Annotated in this window: 21 protein-coding genes; 6 read left to right on the top strand and 15 right to left on the bottom strand. The window is 37.4% G+C overall.

Annotation, left to right across the window (positions count from 1 at the left end; genetic code table 11):
- Positions 1-2: 2 nt before the first annotated feature.
- From ACQ334_RS08570 to ACQ334_RS08560, 3 genes are read right to left on the bottom strand one after another with little or no spacing between them, the layout of a single operon-like run.
- Positions 3-257, bottom strand: coding sequence for a hypothetical protein (locus tag ACQ334_RS08570; protein ID WP_430987777.1), 255 nt, complete (start codon positions 255-257; stop codon positions 3-5).
- A 10-nt stretch (positions 258-267) separates the two neighbouring features.
- A complete protein-coding gene (locus tag ACQ334_RS08565; protein WP_430987776.1) occupies positions 268-1671 on the bottom strand; it encodes a radical SAM protein in 1404 nt (467 codons plus the stop codon).
- Positions 1664-2437, bottom strand: coding sequence for a prolipoprotein diacylglyceryl transferase family protein (locus tag ACQ334_RS08560; RefSeq protein ID WP_430987775.1), 774 nt, complete (start codon positions 2435-2437; stop codon positions 1664-1666). The genes ACQ334_RS08565 and ACQ334_RS08560 overlap by 8 nt, the downstream gene beginning before the upstream one ends.
- A gap of 176 nt (positions 2438-2613) precedes the next feature.
- Here ACQ334_RS08560 and dxs point away from each other — a divergent pair, with 176 nt between their 5' ends.
- Together dxs and ACQ334_RS08550 are read left to right on the top strand one after the other, a co-directional pair.
- A complete protein-coding gene (gene dxs, locus ACQ334_RS08555; protein WP_430987774.1) occupies positions 2614-4560 on the top strand; it encodes a 1-deoxy-D-xylulose-5-phosphate synthase in 1947 nt (648 codons plus the stop codon).
- A 160-nt stretch (positions 4561-4720) separates the two neighbouring features.
- The gene (locus ACQ334_RS08550) at positions 4721-5374 is read left to right on the top strand and encodes a murein L,D-transpeptidase catalytic domain-containing protein (protein ID WP_430987773.1); all 654 of its coding nucleotides are present in this window, start codon (positions 4721-4723) and stop codon (positions 5372-5374) included.
- A gap of 76 nt (positions 5375-5450) precedes the next feature.
- On the opposite strand, the gene ACQ334_RS08545 is transcribed toward ACQ334_RS08550, so the two are convergent.
- The 3 genes from ACQ334_RS08545 to mscL form a co-directional block, all read right to left on the bottom strand.
- On the bottom strand, positions 5451-6251 hold the full coding sequence (locus ACQ334_RS08545) for a segregation and condensation protein A (RefSeq protein ID WP_430987772.1): 801 nt from the start codon (positions 6249-6251) through the stop codon (positions 5451-5453).
- A gap of 102 nt (positions 6252-6353) precedes the next feature.
- Positions 6354-7250: a DUF3078 domain-containing protein gene (locus ACQ334_RS08540; protein ID WP_430987771.1), complete on the bottom strand. Its 897-nt coding sequence runs from the start codon at positions 7248-7250 to the stop codon at positions 6354-6356.
- A gap of 80 nt (positions 7251-7330) precedes the next feature.
- Entirely contained in the window at positions 7331-7747 is a 417-nt protein-coding gene (gene mscL / locus ACQ334_RS08535; RefSeq protein ID WP_430987770.1) for a large-conductance mechanosensitive channel protein MscL, read from the bottom strand.
- A gap of 208 nt (positions 7748-7955) precedes the next feature.
- Here mscL and ACQ334_RS08530 point away from each other — a divergent pair, with 208 nt between their 5' ends.
- Positions 7956-8807 (top strand): DMT family transporter, encoded by an 852-nt coding sequence (locus ACQ334_RS08530; protein ID WP_430987769.1) that lies wholly within the window; start codon positions 7956-7958, stop codon positions 8805-8807.
- A 2-nt stretch (positions 8808-8809) separates the two neighbouring features.
- On the opposite strand, the gene ACQ334_RS08525 is transcribed toward ACQ334_RS08530, so the two are convergent.
- From ACQ334_RS08525 to ACQ334_RS08510, 4 genes are all read right to left on the bottom strand, one after another.
- On the bottom strand, positions 8810-9499 hold the full coding sequence (locus tag ACQ334_RS08525) for a tetratricopeptide repeat protein (RefSeq protein ID WP_430987768.1): 690 nt from the start codon (positions 9497-9499) through the stop codon (positions 8810-8812).
- A 58-nt stretch (positions 9500-9557) separates the two neighbouring features.
- A complete protein-coding gene (locus ACQ334_RS08520; RefSeq protein WP_430987767.1) occupies positions 9558-10439 on the bottom strand; it encodes a sterol desaturase family protein in 882 nt (293 codons plus the stop codon).
- A gap of 90 nt (positions 10440-10529) precedes the next feature.
- The gene (gene frr, locus ACQ334_RS08515; RefSeq protein WP_430987766.1) at positions 10530-11093 is read right to left on the bottom strand and encodes a ribosome recycling factor; all 564 of its coding nucleotides are present in this window, start codon (positions 11091-11093) and stop codon (positions 10530-10532) included.
- Positions 11094-11200: 107 nt separating this feature from the next.
- Positions 11201-12340 (bottom strand): glycosyltransferase family 4 protein, encoded by a 1140-nt coding sequence (locus ACQ334_RS08510; protein WP_430987765.1) that lies wholly within the window; start codon positions 12338-12340, stop codon positions 11201-11203.
- A 324-nt stretch (positions 12341-12664) separates the two neighbouring features.
- Between ACQ334_RS08510 and ACQ334_RS08505 the strand changes: the two genes are divergently transcribed.
- Complete coding sequence (locus ACQ334_RS08505) at positions 12665-13498, top strand: transketolase (protein WP_430987764.1); 834 nt, start codon at positions 12665-12667, stop codon at positions 13496-13498.
- A 70-nt stretch (positions 13499-13568) separates the two neighbouring features.
- Positions 13569-14096: an RBBP9/YdeN family alpha/beta hydrolase gene (locus ACQ334_RS08500; RefSeq protein WP_430987763.1), complete on the top strand. Its 528-nt coding sequence runs from the start codon at positions 13569-13571 to the stop codon at positions 14094-14096.
- 6 nt (positions 14097-14102) lie between these two features.
- On the opposite strand, the gene ACQ334_RS08495 is transcribed toward ACQ334_RS08500, so the two are convergent.
- On the bottom strand, positions 14103-15332 hold the full coding sequence (locus ACQ334_RS08495) for an FtsX-like permease family protein (protein WP_430987762.1): 1230 nt from the start codon (positions 15330-15332) through the stop codon (positions 14103-14105).
- Between the two features lie 87 nt (positions 15333-15419).
- Complete coding sequence (gene rbfA / locus ACQ334_RS08490) at positions 15420-15785, bottom strand: 30S ribosome-binding factor RbfA (protein ID WP_430987761.1); 366 nt, start codon at positions 15783-15785, stop codon at positions 15420-15422.
- Between the two features lie 65 nt (positions 15786-15850).
- On the opposite strand from rbfA, the gene ACQ334_RS08485 reads away from it, so the two are divergent.
- Positions 15851-17680 carry an ABC transporter ATP-binding protein gene (locus tag ACQ334_RS08485; RefSeq protein WP_430987760.1) on the top strand — a complete coding sequence of 610 codons (1830 nt, stop codon included), beginning with the start codon at positions 15851-15853 and terminating at the stop codon, positions 17678-17680.
- A gap of 47 nt (positions 17681-17727) precedes the next feature.
- On the opposite strand, the gene ACQ334_RS08480 is transcribed toward ACQ334_RS08485, so the two are convergent.
- From ACQ334_RS08480 to ACQ334_RS08470, 3 genes are all read right to left on the bottom strand, one after another.
- On the bottom strand, positions 17728-18375 hold the full coding sequence (locus ACQ334_RS08480; RefSeq protein ID WP_430987759.1) for a response regulator transcription factor: 648 nt from the start codon (positions 18373-18375) through the stop codon (positions 17728-17730).
- Positions 18372-19154 (bottom strand): sensor histidine kinase, encoded by a 783-nt coding sequence (locus ACQ334_RS08475; RefSeq protein ID WP_430987758.1) that lies wholly within the window; start codon positions 19152-19154, stop codon positions 18372-18374. Before ACQ334_RS08475 ends, ACQ334_RS08480 begins: the two co-directional genes overlap by 4 nt.
- A 643-nt stretch (positions 19155-19797) precedes the next feature.
- Positions 19798-20268, bottom strand: coding sequence for a hypothetical protein (locus ACQ334_RS08470; protein ID WP_430987757.1), 471 nt, complete (start codon positions 20266-20268; stop codon positions 19798-19800).
- Between the last annotated feature and the right edge of the window lie 130 nt (positions 20269-20398).

Below are 20398 nucleotides of genomic sequence, written 5' to 3'. Positions count from 1 at the left end.
AATTAATGAAAACTTAAAGGGAAAGTGCTGCATAAAGAAAAACCAATCAGCAACAATACACCACCGCAAATTAAATAGCCCTGAACTAGATGTTTTTTTTCTCCTGGTACCGCAACTATTAATGCACAAATCAGGTTAATGCTACCCTGCAATACGCCAAGTGCCCCAACAAGTATCATGCCCGACGTAGCCATCAACAATCCTAAGACTACAAACACAATAGCATTTACTATAATTACGTTTTTATATTTTTCCATAATACATGTTTTAATTGAAGGCAATTTTTTTAGCCCGGAGTTCGTTTAAATATTCTTCTTTATCATCCCTGTAAAATAAATTCATCGTTTCAAATGGGATTATATTACCGTTTTTGTGAACGATATGCACGCAGCTTTTTTTGATCGCTCTCACATCAAAATCATACGCATCAATAAACCGCATAATTATGATCCTGAACAAATTATCATAACTTAGCCCGGGTGCCTGTATATTGGGTAAACAACAAAGTAACTGGTTAAAATTTTCGGTAACCTTATCTACCGAAATGCCGGTACTGAAAATATTGATGAGTTGTTCATGTAAAAAACTATCCTGTTCGTAAACAATAGTGTTTCTTGATTTATCTAAAAGAAATGCAGGGTCAACATATCTTGTCATAGGAAAAACCTGCCCATTTACTTTTAATGCATATGCCATTGCCAAAGCATCAGGATTGCAGGGAACAGGAATAATATCGTTCTTGTTGAAAATATTTGTTTGGTCTAAAATATTTTGTCGTACTTCAGTTAACGTTAGCCTGTCTGTTGCGGTATTAAAATTATCTAACCTGCCGGCAACCTGTGTAGGTTGAAAAGTTACACCACGAACACATTTTTGTTGCAATGCAAATTCAATTATTTTTCCGATCTCATCATCGTTTAGCCCTTTTTGCAAAGTGACAACTAATGTAGTGGAAAGGTTTAATGCATTCAGGTGCTCAAGAGCTTTCATGCGAACATCACTCAAATCCTTTCCCCGTAATTGTTCCAGCGCATGTGGTTTAAAAGAATCAAACTGTAAATAGATCTCAAAATCGGGAGCATAGCTGGCCAGTTGCTTTGCAAACTCAAAATCCTTTGCAATGCGAATGCCATTGGTGTTCACCATTAAATGTTTAATAGGTTTTGTTTTGGCTATATCGAGGATGGCAAAAAAATCAGGGTGAATGGTAGGCTCACCTCCGCTTATCTGCACTACATCCGGCTCTCCTTCATTGGCAACAATGATGTCGAACATTTTTTCCACTTCCTCAATAGTTCTGTGCCTGCCATAATGCGGACTGCTCATCGCATAACAGGTGGGGCAGGTTAAATTGCAACGGTCTGTAATTTCTATTACGGTTAAGCAACTATGTTGTTCATGGTCCTGGCATAAGCCACAGTCATACGGACAGCCATAATGTGTTTTGGTATTAAATTGTAGTGGTGTCTCCGAAGGTTTATTGTAGTTACGTATATTTTTATAGTAATCAATATCAGTAGCTATCAATACTTTTTCAAAACCATGTTGTGCACAATTTTTAAGCATAAAAACATTACCATCCTCAAATACAATTTTTGCATCTACACGTTGCAGGCAGGTGCTGCAGATGCTAAGGGTAAAGTCGTAGTAAGTGTAGGGTCTTTCAGGCATTTATTTTTATTTTTTGATTAATAAGATTTTGCGGATGCAGTATGGTGTTTAAATAATACAATAAGCCCGCTAAGCAGGTTATTTGTATTGTAGATAACCCCGTTATTATATTGTAATGCGGTTTTATAAAATCCAGTAAAAAACGAAATGAAATATAAGCGATCATAAATAATTTAAATCTGGCACCATTTTCTAAAACATATTTTCTTTCAAAAACTAACAGGGTCACCCAAAGCAACAGGAGAAAAGCAATTTCATATAAAGTAACCGGATGGCGTAATACATTGTCACCTAAATTCATACCCATAATAAAACTGGTGCTGTTGCCATAGGTTTCTTCATACACTCCCATGCTAAAACATCCTATTCTGCCTATTACCAGGCCCAATATCATTGGGTAAGTAAAAAGGTCACCGGAAGATTTTTTTTCATGAATTATTTTCTTCACTGATTCAACTCCAAATAAGCCACCTAAAAAACCACCCACCACTGTTTTGTTGCTATAGATATATAGCAGGGCGTTTTTAGAAGATTGTAACTGTTCCGGGTTCTCCAACGCACCAATAATTCTGCTGCCGATTAAAGCACCGAAAATAGCACCAATAAGTATCCATATCCTGTTAGAAGAGATGATAGGGTCAGTTTGTTTTTTTCTTAAAAAAATAAAATAGCGAAAACCCAGAAAAAGCCCCATTGTTTCAAAAATAGTATGCCATAAAATTTGGGTAGATCCAATGGTTATGTAAAAGGGAAATTTCAAAAGCACAAGTTTTAATCGGGAAGAAGTTACTGCGTAAAATTGATTGGCGCAGACGAAATTTTAGCTGGGTATTCTGTTTTTTTTAAAATTAAAGGAAATCCACAACTTTATAGTTAAAAAAACGTTTATTTAAAGGCATACAATTTTTAAAAAACATAACTTTGCCCAATAAATCTTACAGAATGGAGCTAACTCCCGGTACATTACTGAAAACTATCGACAGTCCGGCTGATTTAAAAAAACTCAGCAGGGAAGAATTGCACCAGGTTTGCGAAGAACTGAGGCAATATATCGTTGATATTGTGAGTGTTCACGGTGGCCACTTTGGTGCCAGCCTGGGCGTGGTGGAGTTAAGCGTTGCCCTGCATTATGTATACAATACCCCTTACGATCAATTGGTTTGGGATGTGGGCCACCAGGCTTATGGCCATAAAATATTAACCGGCCGCAGAGATAATTTCCCTTCTAACAGAAAATACAAAGGACTTAGCGGTTTTCCAAAACGCAGCGAGAGTGAATATGATACTTTTGGCGTGGGGCATTCTTCCACATCAATAAGTGCGGCATTGGGTATGGCAATGGCTGCTAAATACAAAGGCGAAAAAAGAAAAAGCATTGCCGTAATTGGCGATGGTGCTATGACTGCAGGGTTGGCTTTTGAAGCGATGAACCATGCAGGTGTTGCAGATGCAGACATGCTGGTGATCTTAAACGATAACTGCATGAGTATCGATCCAAATGTGGGTGCGTTAAAAGAATACCTTACCGATATCACCACTTCTCAAACTTATAATAAAGTAAAAGACGAAGTGTGGAATTTGCTGGGCAAGCTACCGGTGGGAAAAAGTTTCAGCCGCAGCATGGCGCATAAACTTACCGAAGGGGTAAAAGGTATGGTGAATAGTAAGGCTAATTTATTTGAATCTTTAAAGCTGCGTTATTTTGGTCCTATCGACGGACATAATATCACCAAGCTGGTGGATACTTTACAGGATCTGAAAAATATTCCCGGCCCTAAAATTTTACATATTGTAACAGTAAAAGGGAAAGGATACGATTTAGCAGAAAAAGATCAAACCCTTTGGCATGCGCCGGGTTTGTTTGATAAAGTGACGGGAGAAATTCAAAAGAAAAAATTCGATCTGCCGCAGCCGATGAAATACCAGGACGTTTTCGGGTACACGATGATTGAACTGGCAGAAAAAAATAAAAAAATATTTGGTATCACTCCGGCAATGCCCAGCGGCTCCTCTTTAAAATACATGATGGAAAAAATGCCCGACCGTGCATTTGATGTGGGCATTGCAGAACAACATGCAGTAACAGTGAGTGCAGGTATGGCTACGCAAGGGATGAAGGTGTTTTGCAATATCTATTCTTCCTTTATGCAAAGAGCATACGATATGGTAGTACATGATGTGGCTATTCAAAAATTACCTGTAGTATTTTGTTTAGACAGAGCCGGGCTTGTAGGTGAAGACGGACCTACACATCATGGTTGTTATGATATTGCTTTTATGCGTTGTATACCCAACCTTATTGTAAGTGCGCCAATGAATGAAAGGGAATTGCGTAACATGATGTATACTTCACAATTGGATTCACTTAATCTTCCCATTGTAATCCGGTATCCGAGAGGAGAGGGTGTGATGCCGGATCTGCAAAAGGATACGATGGCTGATAAATATCCTTTTGAAGAAATTCAGATTGGTAAAGGGCGCAAATTAAAAGACGGCGAGAACATTGCCATTCTTTCTTTCGGTCATCCGGGAAATTTTGCAGCTGCAGCCATACGTGATGTAAAAGCAGACGGCATTAATCCTGCACACTATGATATGCGTTTTGCAAAACCATTGGATGAAGCCATGCTGCATGAAGTGTTTGCAAAATTTGATAAAATAATCACCATAGAAGATGGTACCGTAGTAGGTGGATTTGGAACGGCGGTGCTGGAATTTATGAATGCACATGGTTATAAAGCAGATGTAAAAATATTAGGTATTCCAGATAGGTTGGTAGAGCATGGTTCTCCCAAGCAATTGTATGATGAAATTGGTATTGATGCCAATGGTATTGCAGAAGTGCTGCGGGAGATGAGTAGTGTAAGTGTAGCGCAACTGGTGAAGTAAAATTGCTTCTTAAACGTCATATTTTACCTGATAAAAAATCAATGATTTTAAAATAAAAAAAGCAACTGTTTTCGCAGTTGCTTTTTTTATTTTCTTTAACACCCTATTAAATATTTTTGTGGAAATATATGCGTTAGGCATCTCAGCCAAACACATCTCCATGAAATTTTTTATGAAACTTACAGCAACAGTGCTTTTACTGCTGGCCAGCATTTCTGCATTAGCTTATTTTCTTTGGTACAAACCCAAGCCTGGTCACCTGGCTGCAAAAACAACTTTTAAACCAAAGAAAGATGAAACGGGTAAAACTGCGTTGCTAAGGTTAAAACAAAAAGCTGAAATTATTGCTGCTTATGCCAAAGCACACGAGTACAACACTGTGTATTGCTTTATGGTAGACATGAAGATCGAATCAGGCAAGAAACGTTTCTTTGTTTATAACCTGCAAAAGGATTCTATTGAACTATCCGGATTAGTAACACATGGCAGCGGCAGGGTGCAGAGCAGCGAAGTACAATTTTCTAACGAAGCTAACAGCTTATGTACTTCACTGGGTAAGTATAAAATCGGCGGTTCGTACACCGGTAAATTCGGACTGGCTTTTAAATTATATGGATTGGATAATACCAACAGCAAAGCCTTTGATCGTTTTGTAGTATTACATTCTCACTCCTGCGTACCCAACGAAGAAATAGCACCATCGGGTATTTGTGAAAGCTGGGGCTGCCCCACTGTAGCACCGGCATTTTTAGCACAATTGAAAACTTATATTGACAAGGCAGAAGATCCGATCTTGCTTAATATCTATTATTAAAATGCATTGGGCTGCCTGTGTAATTTGTGCAATCTGTGGCAAAAAAAATCCCCTTATTTAAAAGGGGATAATTATTTTAGTTCCATTGTGTGGGGTTATCATCAGGTAAAAGCCCTACCACTTCTTCTTCCCGGTTTTCATTCCACTCCACTATAAAATTATTTCTTCCTTCGCCAATTAGTAATGTAATATAACGGCCCTGCGCCATTTCCAGCATATTTAAAAACAGGAATAAAGCATGGATACGGTTATCACAAGCTTCAAATATTTTTTCAAATGACAAAGTTTTTTCAGTACGGCAGATGGTCATCATATATTCCCTGCTGCCTTCCATGGTGTAATTGTATTGTACCACGGTATGCACCGGTTTAAATTTACGTTCCTGTAATTTTTGTACCACTCTTTCAAAAGCCTTCATCAATTTAAACAACGTAACAGCTTGTATCTCGGTGCCTTCGCCGGCTTCTTCACCAATCTGTGCTATTTCTCTTTGTACATTACCACGTTTAACGATCATCATGCGTATGGCTTCCATCTCTGCCATTTGAGCAGCCGCTTCTTTAAACTTTTTGTATTCAAGAATTTTGTTTACCAATTCCTGTCTTGGATCAATTTCATTACCCAATGCATCTACTTCTTTACGTGGCAACAACATTTTTGCTTTAATACGCATCAATGTACTGATGAATAAAATAAACTCACTGCTCAATTCAATATTCAGCTTTTCGCCCTGGTGAATGAAATCCAGGAAATCATTAGTGATCTTGGTAATAGGAATATTGTAAATATCCAGTTCATCCCTTTCAATAAAGAAGAGCAACAGATCGAAGGGACCTTCAAAGTCCTGTAATTTTATCTGGTAACTTGGTGCGTTCACGGTAGCTGAGTTATAGTATTAAAAAAACTCCCCGATTATGTCGGGGAGGGCAAATGTATTAATTATTAGTTAAGTTAAGGCCACAACTATTCCACAATTCATTTACAATTTTAAGGTAAGGCCGATGCCTAAAATTTCCTTTAACTGCGTTTTTTTAATAATATCATCATCGTAGATCATATCCAGGCTGATGGTGGTACCCAGCCATTTATTAAACTTCATAGCCAGCAGGTTGGTAAAATAGACGTCCACATTTTGCGGATTCCTTTTGTAATTACTGAAAAGATCCAGTCTTCCTGCATAAGTAGCCCATTTGGCAAGTGCTTTATTGTATTTGGCAGTAATATAGGCTCCAATCTCGTTATAACTCTTTTTAAAAGCCGGCACCCCAAATTTATCAAGCGCATAAAAATCAGGGTCTTTTTTAAATATCCATCTGGTGGTTATGGGGGAGATGAATAAGGAGAAATTATCATTGGGCCTGTAGTCCATACCCAGCGAAACCAGTAATTTACCCGGCGCCAGAAAATTGGAAATCTTGGTATTAACCGTATCAGTATAAGCAAAACCTTCCAATGCCTGGCTGTTGAAATTGATCAATGCCGCAGCATACCATTTTTTCGACACCTGGTAGCCGTATTTGCTGGTAACATCAATCAGGTCGTCCGTTTTTCTGAATTTACTATAGCTGGTAGCATTTTGAAAACCGAGGGCAAGGTTAAAATAATTGTCCCAGGTATTTTTGCCTCTTCTGAAATTAATGCCATAATTGAAGATGCCATTTACACCCAAAGTATTTTGTTCGCCACCGGCTGCCCAGTTGCTCAGGCTGCCCTGGTTAAGGTTGATGATTAAAGTGCCGCCACGTTTCCAGCCATCTTTTTCAGCGCTTTTTACTTCTTTGTTAGCGGAGGCTTGTAAGCCTTTTACGGTAGCATCTTGTGCGGTTGCGGAAATAGCTGCACCAAAAAGGGCAGCTGCTAATAAGGTTTGTTTCATACTCATCTGTTTTAATTAAAAAAGCATTGCTGCCACTAAGACAAACAATGCTTTATTAAGGTTGTATTTAAAAACGAAAATTATTTCTTCAGCGCATCTCTTATCTCCATTAACAGCGCATCTGTTGAAGATGGGCCTGCCGGAGCTGCTTCGGCTTTCTTCTTCTTCATTTTATTTAAGGCTTTAATTACCATAAATACAACGAGTGCTACAATCAAAAACTCAATAAACTGAGTAATGAATGCCCCGTATTTAACGGTAACAGCCTCGGCAGCCTTTATGCCGTTTGCTTTATCTTCTGCAACAGCATCTTTAAGCGTTATTGCCAACTTACTGAAATCAACCCCGCCGGTTAACATTCCAATTGCTGGCATTACCATGCCATCAATAAAAGCAGATACAACTTTACCAACTGCTGCACCCATTACAACACCGACAGCCAGGTCTACAAAATTTCCTGTAGCTGCAAACTCTTTAAATTCTTTGATAAATCCCATAATCGTAAATTTTTTTGTTTAAAAAGATAAGTAAATATCATTGGACAAGGTGCGGCTAAACTATATAAAAATTACAAGTAATGCAAACAATGTTTACCAAATCAGGAATAGAAAAACCGTTTTCAGGTAATTTGTTGTAAATCCTGCACCTTTGCTGCTTAAATTTTTTGCCTTGAAACAAGGGTTTTTAAACTGGTTCATTTTCATTATGCTCTCTATTATCTGGGGCAGCAGTTTTATTTTGATGAAAGAAGGATTGGTAAGTTTATCTGCTTACCAGGTGGCATCATTGCGTATTATTTTCTCGGGTATTGTTTTGTTACCTACTGCAATTAAATATATCCGGCTGATACCTAAGGATAAAATATTTGTGATTTTTATGAGTGGCGTGTTAGGCAGTTTATTACCGGCTTATCTATTTTGCATTGCAGAAAGCAGTAACGGTATTGATAGCGCTTTGGCTGGTACCTTAAATAGTTTAACGCCCATTTTTGTAATTGTAACAGGAGCGCTGTTTTTTAAAAGTACCACTACTGCCAATAAAATTTTCGGGATATTAATATCATTTACCGGCAGTATTTTATTATTGCTCAGCAAGGGCCATATGCAGGAAAGCCAGAATTTACTGTATGTTTCTTTTGTGGTGCTGGCAACAATTTTTTATGGCTTTAATGTAAACATGGTACACCGCAACTTAAAAAACATCGGCTCTCTGCAAATAGCAGCAGTTGCTCTTACCCTTAATGCAATACCAGCTTTAATTGTATTGGCATGCACCGGTTATTTTAATTTAGATTTTACCAATAAAGATATTTTATGGTCAACGGGTGCTGCAGCCATATTGGGTATTTTTGGTACTGCTATAGCTTCCATTATTTTTTATATGCTGGTAAAACGTGCCGGTGCTGTGTTTGCTTCCATGGTTACTTATGGTATACCGCTGGTGGCAATTGTATGGGGCATTGCTTACCACGAACAAGTAGGATGGAAACAAGTAGCTTGTTTAGGATTGATCTTGTTTGGGGTTTACTTTGCTAACAGGAAAGGGAAGGAGGGATAATTTTACCTGCACAGTGGTAAGCTATGATTGCTGGCCATACTGCCGTAAGTAGCTCCTTTTTTAAATGCATCACAAGCCTTTTTAGTAGCAGCCTGCCAGCAAAGCCCACTCATATAAAAGCATTCATCCAGGTTATATTTTTGCGCAATACAGGTTCTGAAATCATGATATGCCCTTTCAATTTGCTCGCTGGAATAATAAGCCCATCCACGATCGTAAAATAATTGCACTGCACTTACAGTTAATGCAGGCTCTGCTGCGGCAACATTGTTTTTATTCACATCAGCAAGCACAAGAACCAGGCTGGTGTCAGACGGATTGGGAATTCCTTTTATTACCAGGGCTTTATTATAGTTTGCTATTGCTTCATCAAACTTTTTTTGTTTGAATTTACATAGCCCGGAATGGTATAATGCTATAGTGTTTGCAGAATCAAAGCTTAAAAGAGTTGTATAATTATATAAAGCAGAGTCTTCGTGATGAAGGTTCTCGTAATATAATCCTCTTTGAATATAAGCTTCTTTAAATTTGGGATTTTTATCTATGGCTTTGTTGAGTAAAGTAATGGCATGGTTGTAATCTCCATTTTCTCCGGCAAGCTTCGATTCCTGCAGGTAAGTAGCTGCAGATTTAAAATCGCAACTGGCAAAAGCAGCGATCACAAAAAGCAATATAAAGAAACGTGGAGTCATTATAAATAGTCGGTTCAATCAAAAATAAACGAAAATTTACACAAGCCGTCCTGTGCAATCATAGGCCCTGCCTCATTTCCCTTGCCGTTTTAGTGCTGCCATCGTGACTCCAGCCAGGGGGCATAAACAAATATTTCAGGCGTGTACCCAGTGGTAATTTCTTACTGATGTCTTTGCCAATATTTTGCCATTCGTGAAAAATGATCTTTACCGGGTGGTTATGATTGTCTACTGGTTTGGTAAGGCCGTATTTTACCGGTTCGCTTTCCACTTCTTCCTGGAAGCTGCCAAATAATTTATCCCAGATGATCAGGCACATGCCCATGTTCTTATCTAAGTAAATAATATTGCTTGCATGATGTACCCGGTGATGGCTGGGGCTTACAAATATACTTTCGAACCAGCGGGGCATTTTATTGATGTATTGGGTATGAACCAGTATGCCATAGGTTTGTGTGATGGAATACATAAACACAATATCCAACGGATCAAATCCCGCTAACGCTAATGGAATAAAATATACAAAACGATATACCGGTTGTAATACCGAGGAGCGGAATCCGGTGGTAAGGTTAAATTCTTCTGATGAATGATGTGTAACATGTACAGCCCAAAAGATGCGGCAGTAGTGATCGATACGGTGTTCAATATAAAAAGCAAAATCTTCTAAAATAAATAATGCAAACCAATAGAGGTAAACATTTTCAATTTGAAAAAAATGATGGTTGAAACTCCATTTAAGTACGCTGATATAAAATGCCCAGCGCAAAAACATATCCAGACCTGCATTTACCAAAGTGAGGTAAACATTTTGAAGTGTAGCTTTTAAAGAGTATAATTTTTTGTGTTGCCAGTTACTTAATAAAATTTCTGCACCAATAATAATGGCATAAAAGGGAACGGAGAAAATTAAAAACCATGTTTCCCTGGCAGATTGCATAACATGTACAATGTTTAATATTGATTATGGGATATACAGCCCTGTAAGGCTTTTAAATCTCAAATCGCAAATCCGAAATCTCAAATCTTCTTAAACGGCCATTATCTCTTTTTCCTTTGCCGCTAAATGCTTTTCCACTAATGCAATAAATTTATCGGTAGTATCCTGTACCTCTTTTTCAGCATCTTTACAAATATCTTCGCTAAGGCCTTCTTTCTGTAATTTTTTTATGGCTTCAATATTTTCCCGGCGGATATTGCGTACAGCTACTTTTGCATGCTCCCCCTCGCCATTACAACGCTTTACCAGTTCCTTCCTTCTCTCTTCTGTAAGCGGCGGTAAAAATAAACGGATAACAGTACCATCGTTTTGGGGGTTGATGCCAATATTAGCCATGATGATAGCCCTTTCAATTACCTGTAGCATATTCTTCTCCCAGGGCTGCACCGAAATGGTACGGGCATCCAGTACAGAAACGTTAGCTATTTGATTGATAGCGGTAGGATTACCATAGTAGTCGGCAACAATACCATCCAGCATGTTAGGATTGGCTTTGCCGGCACGTATCTTAACCAGTTCTGCCTCCAGGTGGTTAATTGCTTTGGTCATTGAGGTTTCGGTGTCGCTGAGTATTTTATCTAATCCTTCGGCCATATAGAAATATTAAGTGGCTGCAAAGCTATAAAAAAGAACCGTGATTTACATCGCTGCATCACGGTTTATATAATTTTAAAACGGAAATAACAAAAAGGAGGTGAAAATCAATCCGCTTCCACACTCTCTGGCGCCAGTGTAAGAATCTTACGTGGCTTAATGATATTGGTGTTGGGAATGGCGTTTTGTTTGTTTACTACCGATTTATTTTTAGGACGGTTATAATAGATAATACCAATAAATGCAAAAGCAGATACCAATAAAATTCCTATAACAGTAGTTGGACCTAAAAAGCGCAGGAAGTAAGCCGCTGCAATGAAAAGAATATTAACACCTACACAGGTAAAAGTTATCATACGGTGATTAAAACCTATATCTAATAAGAAGTGGTGTACATGCGTCCTGTCGGGGCTGAATGGTGAACGGCGATCTAATATTCTTAAAGCAAAAACCCTCAGGGTATCAAACAATGGAATCATCAGAATAGCAAAACCAATAGCAGGGGAAGATTCTAATGCAAATTTTGTAGTACCCTCAGCAAAATTACCTGCAACATTAATGAATTTGATCACCAATATGGAATTCACCAATCCTAGTAAAAGCGAACCGGTATCACCCATAAATATTTTGGCAGGAGAGAAATTATAGATCAAAAAGGCAATAGTACTGCCGGCAAGTGACAATGCCATAACAGCATAAGTTAACTGGCCTGCAAAGAAGAAATAAATGCCAAATACCAATGTAGTTAACACCCCAAGGCTTCCGGCAAGGCCATCTACACCATCTATTAAGTTAAAAGAATTAGTAATAACGATGATAGTAAATATGGTAAGAACGATACTGGCAACACGTGGAATTTCGTAAATACCTAAAAAACCATGCATATTATTTAAAAGAACACCACCGAATTTGATAACAATACCGGCTGCAACCAGCTGGCCTATAAATTTTTTACTGGCAGACAATACCAGGATATCATCTTTAAGCCCCAAAAAGAAAATTACTGTGGTAGCGGCGGCAAAATATTGCAACTCTGAAGTAATGCCTGAAGGAACGCCCATTAGAGTAGCGATAATAAAACCGGCAAAAATGCCAAGGCCTCCTAAGGTGGGGATCACAGTTTTGTGAACTTTACGTTCGTCGGGCTCGTCAAATAATTTTTTGTCTTTGGCTACCTGTATTACAATAGGTATGGCAAAAAAAGTTATCAAAAAAGCCAGGGACGCACTAAGTAAGATATGTTCCATTCAAATTATTTAATGGCAATCATTGTGGTACAAAAGTATTAAATATGTTTTAAGTAAACCTAATATTTTCAGGAAATACTTTATAACATTTATTAAGACGCTGTTTAAAACCAAAAAGTTGCCTGATAAATTAATTCGGGATATTTTTCTGAAAATTGGTTTTTCCCGGATTTTATAATGAAATAACGAAGAAATTATAAACTTATTATTAACTATTTAAGTTGCTGTTGTTTTTTTAATTTTTCTATCAATCGATTTAAAGTAGGTTTGCAGCGAAAATAGTTTTTAAAGGTTTAATTATTTAATGATAAATTAATCATTCCAATGAACAGTTTACCAGAAATAGCATCGCAGATACGCAGGGATATTGTACGTATGGTACATGCCGTACAAAGTGGCCACCCCGGTGGTTCTTTAGGTTGTACAGAGTACTTTACTGCTTTGTATTTTAATATTATGAAACGCAATCCGGGATTTAGCATGGATGGCGTTGGGGAAGACCTTTTCTTTTTAAGTAACGGGCATATTTCTCCTGTATTTTACAGCGCATTGGCCCGTAGTGGTTATTTCCCTGTGTCTGAACTGGCTACTTTCAGAAAATTGAACTCCAGGCTGCAAGGCCACCCTACCACACACGAGCATTTGCCGGGTGTACGTGTTGCCAGTGGCTCACTGGGGCAAGGTATGAGTGTGGCTATTGGTGCTGCATTGGCAAAAAAGCTGAATAATGACGATAATATTGTGTACTCCTTACACGGCGATGGCGAATTAGACGAAGGGCAAAACTGGGAAGCTATCATGTTTGCAGCTCACAAAGGGGTAGATAACTTGATTGCAACTATCGACTGGAATGGTCAGCAAATTGACGGCCCTACCCAAAAAATAATGGGCTTAGATAGCTTAAGAGGCAAGTTTGAAGCCTTTAATTGGCAAGTGCTGGAAATGGAAGGTAATGATATGGATGCTGTTGTAGCAGGACTGAACACCGCTAAATCTTTTGTTGGTAAAGGGAAGCCCATCGTAATATTGATGAAAACCAGCATGGGTAAAGGCATCGATTTTATGGAAGGCAGCCACGAATGGCATGGCATTGCACCTAACGACGAGCAATTGGCAAAAGCACTGGCACAATTACCCGAAACTTTAGGCGATTATTAATACTTTAATTTTTTGATCATAAAGGAGAGAGTTGATTGTTTTACAATCAACTCTTTTTAATTACAAAAAGATGAACAACTATTTTATTGTACCTGGTTTAGGCAACTCAGGCCCGGAACACTGGCAAACATTTTTTGAAAGTACCGGCGATAATTTTCAACGTATTGAACAAAAAGAATGGGATGCACCCGATTGTAACGACTGGATTGCAACTATTGATAAAGCCTTAACAGGGTATGATCTGTCTACCGTTATTTTAATTGGCCATAGTTTAGGTTGCACCACCATTGCACAATGGGCTAAGCAATACAAAAGAATTATTAAAGGCGCCTTATTAGTGGCACCTAGTGATGTTGAAAATCCGGTATACACTTTTCCTGCAAAAGGATTTACTCCTATACCTGCAGATAAAATTAATTTTAAAACTATTGTTGTTGCAAGTACTGATGATGTATGGGTTAGTTTAACAAGAGCCACTTTATTTGCAGATAACTGGGGTAGTGAGCTGGTGAATATTGGTGCTGCCGGGCATATTAATTCGGCATCGGGACATTTTGAATGGCATGAAGGTTTAGCTATTTTAAAAAGGCTAGGCTGAGAAAAATTATCTTAATTCAAAAGCCTGCCCTGCTGCTTTGCGTGCAGGAAACCAGGATGCAATAAATGCAATAACGGCAGCTGTTACCGTTACTAATAAAAAATCGCCTGCAATTAATTTTACCGGGTAATAATCTATTAAAAAAGAACCACCACCCATTTTTATCAGCTTGAATTTTAATTGTGCCAGGCAAAGTATTGTAGCCATCGCAATGCCGATAGCCGCACCAATACCTCCCAATAACAAGCCTTCGCTCAAAAATATTTTTAAAATAGCCGAACGGCTGGCACCCATGCTTTGTAATACGCTGATGTCTTTTTGTTTTTCCAGCACCAGCATGGTTAAAGCGCTGATCATGGTAAAGGCAGAAACAATTAGTATTAATGTAAACACTGCAAAGATGAACCACCGCTCCAGTTTCATGGTATTGTATAAACTCATGTTTTGCTGGTAAAGTGTTTGTACGGTGTAATTATTGCCCATTAATGCCGTTAGTTTTTCCTTGGCAATATCAATAGATACCGTATTATTTAATTTTAATTCAACTGCGGTGTATTCATTACTATCCAGTCCCATTTGTTGTTTTACAAATCCAATATTGGTAATGGCATATTTACTATCAAAATCCTGCTGAATGGTAAATACGCCTGTAGGCTCCAGGTTGCCTTCGCTTAAAGACTGTAACGGATCATCGCTGCCACTGTTTTTTTTAGGTACTATAACCGTAAGGTGATCTGTTTTGTAAGCCGCACTTAAACTTACATTGGCGGCATATTGTATGCCTGCACCAAGCACAATGCCGGGCTCATCTACAGTGCCGGTGTTAAATTTACCCTGGCTGGTTTTAGCTGCCACACCGCTAACACTGCCATAATTATCATCAACACCTTTAAGAGAAATAACGGTTTGCGACTCGTCTCCATCACTATTTTGCAACAATGCTTTTTCTTCTGCTATTAAAGAAAAATTTTGCACAAAAGACTGTTGTTTAATCTGTGTTAATTGCTGCGGTGTAAGAATAATTGTTTTCCCTTTTGCAGGAATGATTTTAATATCGGTATAGAAAGAAGCGTATAAAGATTTTACCAATCCTTCAAAACCATTAAATACACTTAACACCAATACCTGGCAGCAGGTGGCAAATGCAATTACACCCACCGTTACCCATGCAATGATATTAATAGCATTGGCACTTTTTTTTGCTTTAAAATATCTCCAGGCAAATTGTAAATACATAGTTGATGGTTCATAGTTAATAGTTCATAGTTAAAAGCCCTTTAGCCAAATACGGCTTACTGACCATGAACTATGAACCATCAACTATTAACTTTTCTTGTCTTTATCGTTAATATCTTTAAATAGTTTTTCAATCTTCTCTGCATATTCCAGCGTATCATCAATATAAAAAGTAAGTTTAGGCATACTTCTTAACTGGTGCCTTACACGGCCGGTCAATTCTTTTTTTATTTCGTGGGCATGCTCTTCTATTTTCTTTAAAGCAGCATCGTTATCCTTTACTTTAAAAAAACTTAAATAGATACGGGCATCAAAAAGGTCGGGTGTAATTTTTACCCCGGCAATGGAAACCATGCCGCCATCAATCATATTCAGGCCCAACCGCTGAAAAATGTCGCTCAACTCCTTATTTAACAGGCCGGCCACCTGTTTCTGCCTTTTACCTTCTAACATAATGTTTACGCTTTAATAGCTGTAAAATTAGTTACTTTGCTGCTATTTAGGTTATTTTTAAAACAATGAAGAAATACGCAAGGTTATTCAGCTATCTTAAAGCTTATAAAGGCAATATTGGGTTATACTTTTTATTCATTTTGTTATCTATCGTTTTTTCGGTTATTTCAATAGGGACACTGCCGTTTTTTATCAAGATAATTTTTGCTCCTGATGCTGAAACTAAAGCCGTTTTAAAGCCAATTCATATTGCTTCGTCATCAGATTTTATTGATTATATAAGTTACTATTTACAGCAGATGAAGTTAGAACATAGCTCCATGTATGTAGTTGTAGTGATTTGTATTATGGTTTTAATTGCCGTTTTTCTGAAAAACCTTTTTACTTATCTGTCATATTATATCCTGGCACCCATGCGTAATGGTGTAATGAACAAGTTACGGGAAGAATTATTTCAAAAAATATTACGCATGCCAATCGGTTATTTTACCGAACAACGTAAAGGGGATATTATGAGCCGTATGACCAATGATGTGGCAGAGCTGGAAAATTCGGTTGTTGGTACTGTAGAGGGATTAATAAAAGACCCTTTAAATATTATTATTCTCTTAGGTACTTTAATATTTATCAGTCCAAAACTGTCTTTGTTCTTAGTAGTTTTTTTGCCGGTAACTGGATTTATTATTGGCAGGATAAGCCGTTCTTTGAAAAAGCAATCTAACGACGCTGCCATTAAACAAGGCGAAGCATTATCAGTATTGGAAGAAACACTGACAGGTTTACGGGTAATAAAAGCTTTTACTGCTGAAAAAATTATCGGTAATAAGTTCACTCAGAATAATACCGATCTGTTTCATATAAAAAACAAAATGCAATACCGGAGAGACCTGGCTTCGCCTTTGTCTGAATTCATGGGTGTATTGGTACTTTGTGGCATACTTTATTTTGGAGGTCAATTGGTTTTAGGTAATAATGCAGGTAGCTTAACAGGCACAGGGTTTATTATGTATATAGGCATCTTTACGCAAATCATTAGCCCTGCAAAGTCATTATCTACTTCATTCTATAACATGCAAAAAGGCAGTGCCGCCATCGCAAGAATTGAAGAAGTATTACAGGCACCGGTTACGGTAGAAGAAGCAGTACAACCGAAATCTATTACCACATTCAGCCATGCCATTGAATTTAAAAATGTAGGTTTTGCTTATGATGATGTAGTGATCTTAAAAAATATTAATCTTAAAGTAGAGAAAGGAAAAACAGTGGCTTTAGTAGGTAGCAGTGGCGCAGGTAAAAGCACATTGGCAGATCTGGTACCAAGATTTCATGATGTAAGCAGCGGCGAATTATTAATTGACGGCATCAACATCAAAGAATATTCCCTTAACGAATTACGCAGCCTGATGGGTATAGTAACGCAGGAGCCTATACTATTTAATGATACCATTGCCAATAATATTACCCTGGGTGTGGAGCATGCAACAACCGAAGCCATTGAACATGCAGCCAAAGTAGCTAATGCACATAACTACATTATTCAGAAAGAAGAAGGCTACAATACCAATATCGGCGACAGGGGAAGTAAATTAAGTGGTGGTGAAAGACAACGCTTAACTATTGCAAGGGCGGTGTTGAAAAATCCTCCCATTTTAATTCTGGATGAAGCCACTTCATCGTTAGATACTGAAAGCGAACGTTTGGTTCAGGATGCAATCAATAATTTAATGACCAACCGTACGTCGATTGTAATTGCCCATCGCTTAAGCACTATACGCCATGCAGATGAAATTATCGTGTTGCAAAAAGGCGAAATTGTAGAAAGAGGAACGCATGACAGTTTAATTGAGCAGCATGGATTTTACAAAAGGTTAGTGGATATGCAGGAGGTAAAATAAGTAATAAGTATATAAAGTAAATAGGGTATAGTGTATTAAGGATGTTTTTACTCCGCTACAAAGCCGTTTTTAATTGCATACACTGCAAGCCCGACTCTTGTCTTTAATTCTAATTTTTCAAATAAACTGTCACGGTAACTTTCTACTGTACGTGGACTACAAAACATCTTTTCAGCAATTTCTTTATAGCTCATCTCGGTAACAGTATATTGCAAAAACTCTTTTTCTCTTTCTGTAAAATTTACAGTTTTAATATTTGTTGCAGTTGCTGTACTCAGGCTGTTAAATACTTTACTGGTTGCCCAATCAGGATAATAAGATCCGTTTTTTATTAATCCATTCAAAGCCTTCTCCAGTTCTGCCGGGTGTACATTTTTTAATAAATATCCTTTGGCACCGCCCCTGATCATTTTAATAAGGCTTTGCTCATCATCCTGCATACTTAATGCCATGATCAATATTTCGGGATGTGTTTCTTTTAACCATTGTGCAGTTGCAAAACCATCCATTACCGGCATGCTGATATCTAACAAAACAATATCAGGTATATTTTTTTTCAATTGTAATTTTTCCTGCAGCACTTTTCCGTTTTCGCATTCATACAGTACTTCAAACTGTTTAAAGTTTTCGATAATGCCGCTGAGTGCTTTGGCAATTAAGATATGATCATCTACAATTGAAATGGTGTATGTCATTTTTGTAAAGGTATTTCAATGTTCAATTGAGTTCCGCAACCAGTTTCACTTTCTAAATTATAAGAGCCTCCAATCAGCTCAGTCCTCTTTTTCATATTGGTCAATCCAATTCCTTTTTCACCTGCTGTTATGGTATTAAATCCTTTGCCATCGTCTTGCAGGCGAAGTTGTAGTATGGCTTCACTTGTATTTAAAACAACCCGGATGTTTGCACAGGCTGCATGTTTAATACTGTTTTGTAAAAACTCCTGTACAATACGGAGTAAAATATTTTTTGCCTGGTATGATAAAGCAATAGTTTTTTGATTTGAATTGAAGGTAACAGTGCATTTTTTTAATTGATTTACTTTTTCACATTCCTGTTGCAGTAATTCAATAATGTTATTATTGCTTATAGCATCATCCGTTAATGATTTTGATAACTGCCTTAATTCTGCCAGCGATTCATTGATGATCAAGCTTATATTTTCAATTTTGGCAGTTATCTGCGGCGCTTTATTTTCATAGGCTAATTGCTGGGTATATAAACTAGCCAGCGTTAATTTCTGCCCTACGTTATCATGTATTTCTCTGCCAATATATTGCATGGTTTGGGTTTGCATCTCCAGTTGGCTGGATAAAAGTTCTTTAGTATAGTTTTCGGCAAGTATATTTTTTTCTGATTCATGTTCAATTTTGCGTTTTCTGTATTGAATAATAAACAATACTGTACCGATAATAAAAACCAGCAGGATAATATTGACAACTATTATAAAAGTTACTGTTTCGGTTTGCTCCATATAAAACCAATTGTAAATAAAAGGTACATGATCCAATTAAGAAAAATAAAAATCCACCGGTAAGCCTGGGCAATATCCCGGTTTTTTGCAATTGCCATAGAATTAAAAAAAGTTAGATAAGGAAAACCACCTAAATAAAATATTAATACACCAAGGCAAAACCAGAATGGCATTGAACTTTTAAAATGTAAAATCTGGTCACTTTTAAGCAATTGGAAAAAATACGACAGGCTTAAAACCAGAACAGAAAGACATCCATAGCTTAATGTTAAAGAAATGGAATAAAAATGATTTTTACTCCAGAATATATTCTCAAAAAGAGCAAATAATAAAAATAAAATACCGCTCATTAAAACGAAAGGCTTATTTTTTATTATTATAGAATAGTATATTATGTGGTACACTATAAATAAGAAAGGTATTACAATCCATTTATACAAATTGATATTTTGTACATACATCTCCTTATTAATAAACCAGTTGCCTAATTGTTCCATACAATAAAGACAAATTAAAAAAATAGCAAAAGCAAACCAGGTTGTATTTTGTTTTTTGTAATAGCAGATTACGCCTGTTATACCTGCCAGTAGTTCAAGATACTTTATCAGGTTACTTGCAAATGCCATATCCATAATACTTGATTTTAAATTTGTTTTTTATATTCAGGCTGAGAGCATTGATCGGCCATATTGCCTACGCCTTCTGTAACCGTGGCTGTTGCTGAAGCGTTTGCGCTCGCAATTGCAGTTCTCTCCAAAAGCTGCGGCTCCTCATGTTGTGCTTTTATTTTAAAATAAATTTCTTCTCCTGCGACATCAACAGCAGTAACAACAAAAGTGTGTTGATTGTGCTCATTAACTGCATTATGTACTCTTACCTTACAGATACCTTTTAATTGCAGCAATTGTTCAAACAATGATTTATCAAATTCTAAAGCATTAGTAAATTGTACTATGCCGATATTTTTCAGACTTTCCAGGAAACGTCGTTCCATTATATCACCTTGCGATTTAGGAATGATATGCCTTGATATAGGCTCCTTTGACATCTTTGCTTCCGACTGAAATTTTCTGTAGAAAATTATTCTCTTTCTGGTATTCTTTTTTGCTTTCATGCTGATTGTTTTTTAAGTAAGGTAAATTATTAGTCAACACAAAGTAACGGCTTTGGGTAAGTTATGCAAATGTTTGTTTCGCCATTTTTATATCCGTTGTTTAACGGATACCAAAACCCGCTGATAGCAC

The organism is Ferruginibacter sp. SUN106 (assembly GCF_050611765.1).
Classification (GTDB): Bacteria; Bacteroidota; Bacteroidia; order Chitinophagales; family Chitinophagaceae; genus Ferruginibacter.
This window is presented reverse-complemented; position numbering and strand designations above follow the sequence as displayed.

Excerpts from the sequence above, each read along its gene's own strand:
- ACQ334_RS08565 (WP_430987776.1), bottom strand. The coding sequence starts at position 1,671 with ATGCCTGAAAGACCCTACACTTACTACGACTTTACCCTTAGCATCTGC.
- dxs (WP_430987774.1), top strand. The coding sequence starts at position 2,614 with ATGGAGCTAACTCCCGGTACATTACTGAAAACTATCGACAGTCCGGCT.
- ACQ334_RS08570 (WP_430987777.1), bottom strand. The coding sequence starts at position 257 with ATGGAAAAATATAAAAACGTAATTATAGTAAATGCTATTGTGTTTGTA.
- ACQ334_RS08550 (WP_430987773.1), top strand. The coding sequence starts at position 4,721 with ATGAAATTTTTTATGAAACTTACAGCAACAGTGCTTTTACTGCTGGCC.
- ACQ334_RS08470 (WP_430987757.1), bottom strand. The coding sequence starts at position 20,268 with ATGAAAGCAAAAAAGAATACCAGAAAGAGAATAATTTTCTACAGAAAA.
- mscL (WP_430987770.1), bottom strand. The coding sequence starts at position 7,747 with ATGGGATTTATCAAAGAATTTAAAGAGTTTGCAGCTACAGGAAATTTT.
- ACQ334_RS08510 (WP_430987765.1), bottom strand. The coding sequence starts at position 12,340 with ATGGAACATATCTTACTTAGTGCGTCCCTGGCTTTTTTGATAACTTTT.
- ACQ334_RS08505 (WP_430987764.1), top strand. The coding sequence starts at position 12,665 with ATGAACAGTTTACCAGAAATAGCATCGCAGATACGCAGGGATATTGTA.
- ACQ334_RS08530 (WP_430987769.1), top strand. The coding sequence starts at position 7,956 with ATGCTCTCTATTATCTGGGGCAGCAGTTTTATTTTGATGAAAGAAGGA.
- ACQ334_RS08475 (WP_430987758.1), bottom strand. The coding sequence starts at position 19,154 with ATGGAGCAAACCGAAACAGTAACTTTTATAATAGTTGTCAATATTATC.
- ACQ334_RS08495 (WP_430987762.1), bottom strand. The coding sequence starts at position 15,332 with ATGTATTTACAATTTGCCTGGAGATATTTTAAAGCAAAAAAAAGTGCC.
- frr (WP_430987766.1), bottom strand. The coding sequence starts at position 11,093 with ATGGCCGAAGGATTAGATAAAATACTCAGCGACACCGAAACCTCAATG.
- ACQ334_RS08525 (WP_430987768.1), bottom strand. The coding sequence starts at position 9,499 with ATGACTCCACGTTTCTTTATATTGCTTTTTGTGATCGCTGCTTTTGCC.
- ACQ334_RS08500 (WP_430987763.1), top strand. The coding sequence starts at position 13,569 with ATGAACAACTATTTTATTGTACCTGGTTTAGGCAACTCAGGCCCGGAA.
- ACQ334_RS08485 (WP_430987760.1), top strand. The coding sequence starts at position 15,851 with ATGAAGAAATACGCAAGGTTATTCAGCTATCTTAAAGCTTATAAAGGC.
- ACQ334_RS08520 (WP_430987767.1), bottom strand. The coding sequence starts at position 10,439 with ATGCAATCTGCCAGGGAAACATGGTTTTTAATTTTCTCCGTTCCCTTT.
- ACQ334_RS08540 (WP_430987771.1), bottom strand. The coding sequence starts at position 7,250 with ATGAAACAAACCTTATTAGCAGCTGCCCTTTTTGGTGCAGCTATTTCC.
- rbfA (WP_430987761.1), bottom strand. The coding sequence starts at position 15,785 with ATGTTAGAAGGTAAAAGGCAGAAACAGGTGGCCGGCCTGTTAAATAAG.
- ACQ334_RS08480 (WP_430987759.1), bottom strand. The coding sequence starts at position 18,375 with ATGACATACACCATTTCAATTGTAGATGATCATATCTTAATTGCCAAA.